A 10,283-nucleotide genomic window follows, 5' to 3' on the forward strand; every position below is an offset into this window, starting at 1 on the left:
TAATTAATCAATAGTATGGGTTAGACATGCGAACGGCAGGACTATTATGGCTACGGAAAAAGCAGAGCGCGCCACGACGCGCAACACTATTCAGAGAGCGCTCGTCTTGGAGGCGGTGCAATCACTGCATAACCATCCCACCTCGGCAGACGTGTACGAGGTGGTGCGCGCGCGCCACCCCAATATTTCGCGTGCCACGGTGTACCGCAACCTCGGCGTGCTGGCGAACCGCGGGGAGGTGCTGCGGGTTGAAGTTCCCAACGGCGCCGACCGCTACGATTTCCTCAACAAGCCGCACTACCATGCGAAGTGCCGCATATGCGGCGGCGTGTTCGACATCGACATGCCCTATCAGGACGATATCGTATCGCAGGTTTCCGATGCGCACGGCTTCACCATCGAGCATCACGAGATCATTTTCGACGGTGTGTGCGCCCACTGCAAGGCCAGTGCCGAGAACTGATCGAGCCTTTTCTGCCGTGCGGAGAGAGTCGAAATTATCGTGAGGGTTCGTTAAAATGAGCACAGCGGCCGGGTGCCGCTGTGCTATACTACTATGGCTTATAGCACGGAAGCTGTAAGCATACGGTAATGTAGGCCCCCGAGACATGTTTGTTACACCGCTGCACGGGCAAGTTTCTTGCACAAGCGAACATGGTAAAGTAGCAAGTAATCATGACGAAGGGTCCCCGATTAGAAAGAATTGAAAGGGGTCCGTTTTGACCGACATCAAAAACACGTCCGTCATCGACTTCGAGGACATCTCCGACGAGCAGATGAATGCGATGATCGACGGCACGCTGACCGAGTTCGACGAGGGCGACCTGGTCGACGGCACGGTCGTCAAGATCGAGCACGACGAGGTGCTCGTCGACATCGGCTTCAAGAGCGAGGGCGTCATCCCGTCGCGCGAGCTGTCCATCCGCAAGGATGCCGATCCGTCCGACATCGTGGAGCTGGGCGAGAAGATCGAAGCCCTCGTTCTCCAGAAGGAAGACAAGGACGGCCGCCTGATCCTCTCCAAGAAGCGCGCCGAGTACGAGCGTGCGTGGATCCGCGTCGAAGAGAAGTTCAAGGCCGGCGAAGTGGTCACGGGCGAGGTTATCGAAGTCGTCAAGGGCGGCCTCATCCTCGATATCGGCCTGCGCGGCTTCCTGCCGGCATCGCTGGTCGACCTTCGTCGTGTCAAGGATCTCGACATGTACCTGGGCACCGAGATCGAAGCCCGCGTCATCGAGATGGACCGCAACCGCAACAACGTCGTGCTGTCCCGCCGCGTGCTGCTTGAGGAAGGCCGCAAGAACGAGCGCGCCGAGATCCTCGCGAAGCTGTCGAAGGGCATGCGCCTCAAGGGCACCGTTTCCTCGATCGTCGACTTCGGCGCGTTCGTCGACCTCGGCGGCATCGATGGCCTCGTGCACATCTCCGAGCTGTCCTGGAACCACGTCAACCATCCCTCCGAGGTCGTCAAGGTCGGCGACGAGGTGGAGGTCGAGGTTCTGGACGTCGATCTGCAGCGCGAGCGCATCTCGCTCGGCCTCAAGCAGACGACGGAGGATCCGTGGGTCAAGCTCGTCGAGAGCTACCCGGTGGGCACCATCGTCGACGGCAAGGTGACGAAGATCGTGCCGTTCGGCGCGTTCATCGAGCTGGGCCAGTCCATCGAGGGTCTGGTGCACATCTCCGAGATGGCCATGCGCCACATCGACACCCCGGCTCAGGTCGTGAAGGCCGGCGACGAGGTGAAGGTGAAGGTCATGGAGATCAACCCCGAGCGTCGCCGCATCTCCCTGTCCATGAAGGCCGCCGCGGCCGACCTGGGCTTCGAGATCGAAGTGGACGAGTCCATCCAGGTTGAGGAGAAGCCGGCCAAGAAGAAGGCCGAGAAGGCTGACGCTCCCGCCGAGGAAGCCGCCGCTCCCGAGGCTGCCGAATAGCCTAAGCGTCCATAACGCGTATATGAAGGCCGGTCGCAAGACCGGCCTTCTTTTGCTATTGGAGCCGACGACGCAAGTGCCGGCTCTTTTCTGAACGCAGACGCTTCTATGCGAAGATGAACGAAGCCAAAAACGCTAGGGCGGCTACCCACATAAGGGGCTTCACGTCGCGGAACTTGCCTTGGGCAACCTTGATGATGCAGTAGGAGATGAAGCCCAAGCCGATGCCGTTGGCGATGGAGTACGTCATGGGGATGCCCACGATGGTAAGGAATGCCGGGAATGCAGAAGCGATGTCGCTCCAATCGATTTCGCCGATCTCGGTCATCATGAGGTATCCCACCACCACAAGGGCTCCGCAGGTGGCCGAGCTGGTTACCATGCCGATAACCGGCGCGAGGAACGCGCAAGCCACGAACGCGATGCCGATGACGATGTTCGACAGGCCGGTGCGGGCACCGGCTGCCGCGCCGGAGACGGATTCCACGAACGACGTGATGGAGCTCGCTCCGATGAAGCCGCCGGCTGCCGCCGCGGCCGAATCCACGATGAGGATAGGCTGCACGTCTTCGACATCGCCTTTCTTGTCCACGAAGCCAGCGCGGCTGCCTACGGCCACCACGGTTCCCATGGTGTCGAAGAAGTCGCTCATGAGCAGGCTGAATACGAACAGCAGTAGCACGGGCTGCACGATGACCTGTGCGATGGCCAGCGTGCCCTCGGGCGTGACTTGGAACGGAGCTGCGAATGCGGAGAAGTCGGGCGCGAACGAGAAGTCGGTGACAGGTGGAGTCACGCCCATCGGAATGCCGATGATAGTGGCCGCCACGATGGAGATCAGCAGGGCGCCTTTGAGATTGACGGCGGTGAGCACCACGGCCACGATGATGGAGATGGCGGCCACAATGGCGGTCGGGCTGGTGAGATCGCCCAGCGCAAGGAACGTGGATTCGTCGGTGGCGATGAATCCACCGCCCTTCAGCCCGATGAATGCGATGAACAAACCGATGCCGATGCCGATGGCGCGTCTGAGAGATACGGGGATGGCATCCATGACGGCTTTACGCAAGCCGCAAAGCACCAGCAGCAAGATGAGGATGCCTTCCAGGAACACGACGGCCATGGCCACGCGCCAGTCCACGCCGAGGCCGAGGCACAGCGAATAGGCGACGATGGCGTTGATGCCCATCCCGGAGGCGAGCGCGATGGGACGGTTCGCGAACAGGCCCATCGCGACCGTCATGATGGCGGCGCCGAAACAGGTCGCGGTCAGTGCGGCGTTGAACGGGATTCCCGCCGCCTCCATCATCGCCGGATTCACCGCGATGATGTACGCCATGGCGAGAAACGTCGTAAGGCCGCCAATGACTTCGTTGGAGACAGTGCTGCCTCGCTCGGATATCTTGAAGAACTTGTCTAGCATGTAGAAACCCCCTCGTTGTTCGCGTGGACCTGCGTAGCAGGATTCCCATCGTTTGTACATTGCCGCTTTCGCATTGTACAAGTCCGATTACGAAACGGGAAGGGTATAAGCGCCTTTCGAAGATGCTTCAGGCTGGCGGCGAGGGTTACTCTCGGGGCTTTAGATTGTTCGCCGCGTTCGCGGCGAGCGCGCGCACGGTGTCGGAGGAGGCTTTCTTCGCGTTGTCGGCAGCCAGTTCGAGCGGCGACTTGACCACAGCGGCTTCGTCGCTTTCGGCGTGGACGGGCAGCAGCGGTGCGACGGCATCGTGGACGAGGCCTATGTAGGCTCGCGCGCCCTCCTCGGTGAGATGGGTGCCGTCTCCGTCGAAGTACTCGTCGTGGCCGGCGCTGGCGGTGTACCAGTCGATCACGTGTACGTTGTCGTGGCGGTCGACCGCGTCGAACATGGCGCCGTTGGTCTGGCCCACCCACGATTGCGGGCTGCGGGTGTTCACGAAGAACACCTGGCGGCCGGGCCCGGCCGCTGCCACGAGTTCGTCGATCTGCTCGTCGGTGGCCGCTCCGTTCGTGCCGAGGGCGAACACCACCACGCCTCCCACGATATCCTGGTCGTTATAGTAGTCGAACGTCTCCTGGCCGGCGTACAGCTGGCGGTTCACGGCGGCGTCGATCGCGCCGTAGGGGAACGTCTCTTCGAACTGGGGGATGGCGCGCACCGAGACCGAGTCGCCGATCATAAGCACGTCGAGCTTGGGCGACCCGGCCGCTGCGTCGTCGACGGGCAGCTCGGGCATCTGCGAGGTGTGGGCCTGCTCGTCCTTCAGCAGGTCGGCGGCGCCGATGGCGGAGATGGGAGGCACCACGATAAGGCCGATCACGGCCACGATGGTCACGGCCGACCCCGCTAGGACGGGAACGACGTGGTGCTTGAGCCATGCGGGCGGATCGATTTCTTTCGAGCGCACGCCTTTCACGAACGCTCCGATGGCCCCCTTGCGCAAGGGGTTCTCCACGAAGCGGTACGAGAACGCGGCGCAGGCGAACACGACGGCCACCTGCACGAGATACATCCACCACGGCGTCTCGCCCGTGAAGTTGCGCGGGTTCATGAGCAGGAACAGCGGGTAGTGCCACAAGTAGATGCCGTACGAACGCAGGCCTATCCATACAAGCGGCTTCGTTCCGGCGAAGCGCCCGAGCAGGCTCGCAGGATGCACCATCACCGCGATGACGACGGCGGTGAGCACGGAGGCCAGCAGGATGCCGCCGCGGTAGAGGAACGGCGAGAAGCCGTCCACGAACACGATGAGGCCCAGCAGGGCGACGAGCGCGACGATTCCCACGCCGTCCAGGACGTTGCGCACCTGCTTCGTAAGGTGCACGCTCTTCTGGGCTCCCAGCATGTGCGAGGGCCACACGAACGCCAGCCATGCGCCGATAAGCAGCGAGAACGCGCGGGTGTCGGTGCCGTAGTACACGCGGCTCGGGTCGTCCAGCGGGTTGTACAGCAGCGCCATCTCCAGCGCCGACAAGAGGGCGACGATCAGCGTGGCATTGCGCATAGTGGTGCGCTTCACGCCCGTTTTGTGGGCGACCAGCAACACGACCGGCCAGACGAGGTAGAACTGCTCTTCGATGGCGAGCGACCAGAAGTGGGTGAGCGGCGAGGGAGCGCCCAGCGCGTCGAAATAAGAAGCATCTTGGAAGATGTACCACCAGTTCGTCACCCAGAGCAGCGCGGCCCACATGTCGTCGCGCAGCTTCGTGAGCAGGCTGTGGTCGAACAAGGCGCAGAGTGCGGCGGTGCATACGATGATCAGCACGATGGCCGGCATGAGCCGTCGCACGCGTCGCAGCCAGAATTGCGGCAGGTTGATGGTTTCGGTGTTGTCCCACTCGATGAGCAGCAGGCTGGTTATGAGATAGCCCGACAGCACGAAGAACACCGTGACGCCCAACAGGCCTCCAGGAGCCCATTGCATCCCAAGATGGTAGGCGATAACGGCGAGGACGGCGAACGCGCGCAGTCCGTCGAGTGCGGGAATATAGCGTGATTTCGTCCCCGACATGCGAGCCTTGCCCTCCCTTCGATTCTTCGCGCCCCTCGGGCGCGAATTGCCAGTATAACAATGTTTCTACATCTCGTCCGCAACATAAAGAGAGCGAGAGATTCTTCATACGCCATTCAACGAAGCGCTGAAGCAAGGCTTCGGCGATCGTGTGTTAAGAGGTCGGATCGTCTACTCGATCTTCTATCGCCGTGGGATAATCGCGGAAAGACGCGATTTCCCGATGAGCGCATCGGGGCGACAGGAGGAGTGCCGGAAATGAATGCGAGCGGGCGCATTGCGCTCGGAATGAGCGGCGGGGTGGACAGCGCGGTTTCTGCGGCGCTGCTCATGCGCGCCGGGTACGAGGTGGTGGGCGTCACGTGCCGCTTTCGCGACAACGCTGCCACCGAGCGCGCGGCGGCCGATGCGGCGGCCGTGTGCTCCCAGTTGGGCATTCGCCACGAGACGCCGGAGTGCGTGGGCGAGTTCGAACGCTGCGTGGTGGAGCCGTTCGTCTCGTCGTACGCGGCGGGCCTCACGCCTAGTCCGTGCGTGGGTTGCAACGCGCGGTGCAAGATGCCCGCGCTCGTGCGGGTAGCCGACGAACTGGGGTGCGACCGCATCGCCACGGGCCACTACGCGCGCATTGCCCGTCTGTCCGATTCGGGGCGCTTCGTGGTGAAGCGAGCCCTGGACGCGCGCAAGGATCAAAGCTACATGCTTTCGCTGTTGAGCCAGGAGCAGCTGGCGCGCCTCGTGTTGCCGCTGGGGGCCATGACGAAGGCGGAGGTGCGTGTGATCGCGGCCGATCTGGGCCTGGTCGTGGCCGAGAAGGCCGAAAGCCAAGACAACTGCTTCATCGAGGGCGACTACCGTCCGTTTCTGCGCGCGCGTGGCGTGGAAGACGCGCCTGGGGACATTGTGGATCGCATGGGGAATGTGCTCGGCTGCCACGAGGGGCTGGCGAACTACACGGTGGGGCAGCGCAAGGGCATCGGCGTGGCAGGCCCCGAGCCGTACTACGTGGTGGAGAAGCGCGTCGAAACCCGCGAACTCGTGGTGGGTTTTGCCGACGAGACGCTCATCGGCTCCGTCGTGGTGGGCGACATGAACTGGCAAGCGTTCGAATCGCTCGGCGAATCGTACGGCGCGATGGTGAAACTACGCTACCGGAGCCGTCCGTGTGCGTGTATCATAGAGCCGGAAGACGACCAGCGCGTATCGCTCGCGCTGCGGAGTCCGCAGCCAACCACGGCGCCGGGCCAATACGCCGTTCTCTACGACGGCGACACCGTATTGGGAGGCGGCATGATTGAGGAGGTAATGCACGCATGAAGAAGCTGTTCATCATCGGCGGCATGGGAGCCGGCAAGTCCACGGCCCGCAAGGCGCTGGTCGAGCAAGGTTTGCCGAACATCGATCTCGACCAAGTGGGCCACGACGTCCTTCTGTGGGACACGGTGAAGTCCGAGCTCGTGGAAACGTTCGGCGAGGACATCCTGGGAGCCGACGGCGAGATCGACCGCCGCGCGCTGGCTGCCAAGGCGTTCGTGAGTCCGGCCGAGACGCGCAAGCTCAACCGCATCACGCTGCCGCGCATCGAAGAGGCGTTCACCGACCGCGTGGCCGAGCTGGAGGCTGAAGGCCACAAGGCCGTCGTGGTGGAGCATTCGGTGTTCAAGAACCGCCAGACGTCGCTCGCTTACGACGCCGACGTGGTGATCGCCGTCCTCGCGCCCATCGACCTGCGTATCGAGCGTGCGGTGAAGAGCGGTTGGGACGAGACCGACGTGCGTCGTCGCATCGCCCAGCAGATCACCGACGCGGATCGCATCGAGGCGTCCGACGTGGTGTTCAACAACGACGGTACTCCCGAGGAGATGCGCAACAAGGTGCTGGCCTGGTGGGGAGAGTATTCCAAGGACCTGTAGGTCCTCGCGTTCAACCTGCGGGGACGGGTCGTGGGCGAGGGGTCTGCAACTCAGACAGTCCTGCTCGCACGAACAGCCCGCTGGGCTGTTCGGCTCGTGCGGAACTCGTATCAGACCCCTCGCCCACGACCCGTCCCTGGTAAAGCTGCGGGCTTCGGTTCTTGGCCGGAGCCTGTTTTGGTTGTTGGGGGCGTTGTCATCCTGAGCGGAGGCGCGAAGCGCCGGAGTCGAAGGATCCCGTGCGGCGTCAGCGGTGGCCGCTACCACAATCCCAGGACGTGCTGCATTCCCAGGCTGACGGCGGCGATGGCCACCCAGCAGCAGAGGCCCATGAGGATGGGCTTGCCGCCCGACTTCACGAGATGCACGATGTCGGTGTTCAGGCCGATGGCGGCCATGGCCATGACGATGAAGAACTTCGACAGCGTTTTGAGCGGCTCGAACACGGCCGCGTCGATGCCGGCGGACACTGCTATCGTGGTGATGACGGACGCGGCCAGGAACAGCAGGATGAACACGGGCAGCGCGCGACGCAGGCTGAAACCTCCCAGCTTGCCTGCGGGCTTCACCACGCTGTGCCCCTGCGCTTCGAGCGCGATGGGGTCGCGGCTTTCGCGACGCGCCACCCAAATGCCCAGCACCAGCGTGATGGGGATGATGGCCAGCGTGCGGGTGAGCTTCACGATAGTGGCCTGGTCGAGCGCGTTCGAGCCGGGATGCATGCCGTCCCATGCCGCGGCGGCTGCCGTCACCGACGAGGTGTCGTTCACGGCGGTGCCGGCGAACAGGCCGAAGCCTTCGTTGGTCATGCCCAGCGCGTTGCCCAGCGATGGGAAGATAAGGGCGGCCAGCACGTTGAACAGGAAGATGACCGAGATGGCCTGGGCAACGTCCTTGTCGTGCGCCTTGATGACAGGCGCGGTGGCCGCGATGGCCGAACCGCCGCAGATGGACGAGCCCACGCCGATGAGCGTCGAGATCTCCGAGGGCATGCGCAGCACTTTGTGCAGCAAAAACGCCACGATCAGCGCAGTGGCGATGGTTGAGCCGATGATGGGCAGCGACATCATGCCCACCTGGGCGATCTGCGCGAGGTTCAACCCGAAGCCCAGCAGCACGACGGCAGCCTGCAGCACCTTCTTGCCGCTGAACGCGATGCCGGTCTGCACGCGGCCACGCGTGGGCTGCTTCCAGAACACGGCGATAGCCATGCCGGCCAGGATGGCGAACACGGGCCCGCCGATGATGGGGAACTGCTGCCCGATGAACCAGCACGGCAATGCGAGGGCGAGGCATACAGCCAGGCCGGGTATGTTCTTCAAGGCGTTGGTCACGGTCGATCCTTCTGCTATCGAACGGGTGCGCGCTCCGTATGCGTGAGCGACGGCGTCAGAGTATACCATTGCCGTGTGGCTGTCGCGGTTATCGAACTCGTTACAATACTGAAAATTTACGAACATATGTTTGTAAATCTGTGATATGATGCTAGCATCATAAAAGAACCAGTGCAAGTGCTTGCCGGTCTGCGTGCTCGGCCGGATGCCCATAGAGGCGGCGGATGTTCCGCGCCGCCCGTACCATGCTTGCAAGATCCGCAGGATCCTCTCAGATCATCGGAACAGATAAAGAGAGGTGTATGCCGTATGTCTGATCGTGCGACGATCAACGCGCAAGGTATCGAAGTGACGTTTTATAAAGGCGACGCCTATGCTGATTACGTTTCGCTTACCGATATTGCGCGCTATAAAAGCCCCACGCCGAAAGATGTGATAAAGAATTGGATGAGGACTCACGATGTTATCGAATATCTGGGTCTTTGGGAAACCTTGTACAATCCAAGCTTTAAAGGGGTCGAATTCGACTCCTTAAAGCTCGTTCGGGCAGCAATTTGAACCGGGCGGCGCGAGAGCGGCTCTCGCTGCTGCTTCGGTCGAGCGCAGCCGACGGGTTGGAGGGCGGAGAGCTAGGCTCGGGGCGTGCGTTGCCCTCCGCTTCGTAACCGTTTACTAACGAACATCTGTTCATGTTACAGATGCTGTGATACACTGGATCTCCTGCGAAGTTTTACGTTGCGCGGCTCCGACGCGTCGGTGCTCCGCTGTTGTTCGGAAGGAGCAGCATGGCTCATCTTTCCAATATCGAAGGCATCGAGATGGAGGGCAAGCTGCCCGAGGTTCGTCTTGCCTCCACGCCGTTCAAAGTGGTGTCTCCGTACGAGCCGGCGGGCGATCAGCCGCAGGCCATCGAGAAGCTGGCGACCGGCGTCAAGGAGGGCTTGCGCTATCAGAACCTGCTGGGCGTCACCGGTTCCGGCAAGACGTTCACCATGGCGAAGGTCATCGAGGCCGTGCAGAAGCCCACGTTGGTCATGGCTCCGAACAAGACGCTGGCGGCGCAGCTGGCCAGCGAGCTGAAGGAGTTCTTTCCCGACAACGCCGTGGTGTACTTCGTGTCGTACTACGATTACTACCAACCCGAGGCGTACGTGCCCTCGTCGGACACGTTCATCGAGAAGGACGCGTCCATCAACGAAGAGGTGGAGAAACTGCGTCATGCGGCCACGTCGGCTTTGCTGTCGCGGCGCGACTGCATCGTGGTGGCGTCGGTGTCGTGCATCTACGGCATTGGCAGCCCGATGGACTACGCCGGCATGGCCGTGTTCGTGGACAAGCAGAAGGACATGGATCGCGACCAGGTCATCCATGAGCTCATCGATATCCAGTACGACCGCAACGACTACGAGCAGAAGCGCGGCACGTTCCGCGTGCGCGGCGATGCGCTCGATGTGTTCCCGCCTTATGCCGACCATCCGATCCGCATCGAGTTCTGGGGCGACGAGATCGAGTCCATCACCGAGATCGACAACGTGACGGGCGAAGTGCTGAGCGAGTTCGAGGCTCTGCCTATCTGGCCGGCCTCCCACTACGTGACCGCGCGTC

Annotated in this window: 9 protein-coding genes; 6 read left to right on the forward strand and 3 right to left on the reverse strand. The window is 62.2% G+C overall.

Going from position 1 to position 10,283, the window contains the following annotated elements; all coding sequences use genetic code 11:
- Positions 1-46 precede the first annotated feature (46 nt).
- Positions 47-463, forward strand: a complete 417-nt coding sequence (locus ACMO6A_RS10385) for a Fur family transcriptional regulator (RefSeq protein ID WP_009306652.1) — start codon at positions 47-49, stop codon at positions 461-463.
- Positions 464-776: 313 nt separating this feature from the next.
- Positions 777-1,937, forward strand: a complete 1,161-nt coding sequence (gene rpsA / locus ACMO6A_RS10390; RefSeq protein ID WP_406566315.1) for a 30S ribosomal protein S1 — start codon at positions 777-779, stop codon at positions 1,935-1,937.
- A gap of 106 nt (positions 1,938-2,043) precedes the next feature.
- On the opposite strand, the gene ACMO6A_RS10395 is transcribed toward rpsA, so the two are convergent.
- Complete coding sequence (locus ACMO6A_RS10395) at positions 2,044-3,360, reverse strand: NCS2 family permease (protein ID WP_418471224.1); 1,317 nt, start codon at positions 3,358-3,360, stop codon at positions 2,044-2,046.
- Between the two features lie 145 nt (positions 3,361-3,505).
- The gene (locus ACMO6A_RS10400; RefSeq protein ID WP_009306649.1) at positions 3,506-5,431 is read right to left on the reverse strand and encodes an acyltransferase family protein; all 1,926 of its coding nucleotides are present in this window, start codon (positions 5,429-5,431) and stop codon (positions 3,506-3,508) included.
- A 258-nt stretch (positions 5,432-5,689) separates the two neighbouring features.
- Between ACMO6A_RS10400 and mnmA the strand changes: the two genes are divergently transcribed.
- Both mnmA and coaE read left to right on the forward strand, forming a co-directional pair.
- Positions 5,690-6,748, forward strand: a complete 1,059-nt coding sequence (gene mnmA / locus ACMO6A_RS10405) for a tRNA 2-thiouridine(34) synthase MnmA (protein WP_009609383.1) — start codon at positions 5,690-5,692, stop codon at positions 6,746-6,748.
- Entirely contained in the window at positions 6,745-7,344 is a 600-nt protein-coding gene (gene coaE, locus ACMO6A_RS10410) for a dephospho-CoA kinase (protein WP_009306647.1), read from the forward strand. The genes mnmA and coaE overlap by 4 nt, the downstream gene beginning before the upstream one ends.
- A 260-nt stretch (positions 7,345-7,604) precedes the next feature.
- Here coaE and ACMO6A_RS10415 read toward each other — a convergent pair whose 3' ends face one another.
- Positions 7,605-8,678 (reverse strand): YeiH family protein, encoded by a 1,074-nt coding sequence (locus ACMO6A_RS10415; protein WP_114548063.1) that lies wholly within the window; start codon positions 8,676-8,678, stop codon positions 7,605-7,607.
- A 309-nt stretch (positions 8,679-8,987) separates the two neighbouring features.
- On the opposite strand from ACMO6A_RS10415, the gene ACMO6A_RS10420 reads away from it, so the two are divergent.
- Complete coding sequence (locus ACMO6A_RS10420; protein ID WP_227111432.1) at positions 8,988-9,236, forward strand: KilA-N domain-containing protein; 249 nt, start codon at positions 8,988-8,990, stop codon at positions 9,234-9,236.
- Between the two features lie 227 nt (positions 9,237-9,463).
- Positions 9,464-10,283, forward strand: an 820-nt coding sequence (locus ACMO6A_RS10425) for a DEAD/DEAH box helicase family protein (protein WP_418471228.1), incomplete at its 3' end; no start/stop codon positions are given.

Origin of the sequence: Eggerthella sp., assembly GCF_048329335.1 — a bacterium.
Classification (GTDB): domain Bacteria; phylum Actinomycetota; class Coriobacteriia; order Coriobacteriales; family Eggerthellaceae; genus Eggerthella; species Eggerthella lenta.

Coding starts and splice junctions, on each gene's coding strand:
- ACMO6A_RS10385 (WP_009306652.1), top strand. CDS start 47: ATGGCTACGGAAAAAGCAGAGCGCGCCACGACGCGCAACACTATTCAG.
- rpsA (WP_406566315.1), top strand. CDS start 777: ATGAATGCGATGATCGACGGCACGCTGACCGAGTTCGACGAGGGCGAC.
- ACMO6A_RS10395 (WP_418471224.1), bottom strand. CDS start 3,360: ATGCTAGACAAGTTCTTCAAGATATCCGAGCGAGGCAGCACTGTCTCC.
- ACMO6A_RS10400 (WP_009306649.1), bottom strand. CDS start 5,431: ATGTCGGGGACGAAATCACGCTATATTCCCGCACTCGACGGACTGCGC.
- mnmA (WP_009609383.1), top strand. CDS start 5,690: ATGAATGCGAGCGGGCGCATTGCGCTCGGAATGAGCGGCGGGGTGGAC.
- coaE (WP_009306647.1), top strand. CDS start 6,745: ATGAAGAAGCTGTTCATCATCGGCGGCATGGGAGCCGGCAAGTCCACG.
- ACMO6A_RS10420 (WP_227111432.1), top strand. CDS start 8,988: ATGTCTGATCGTGCGACGATCAACGCGCAAGGTATCGAAGTGACGTTT.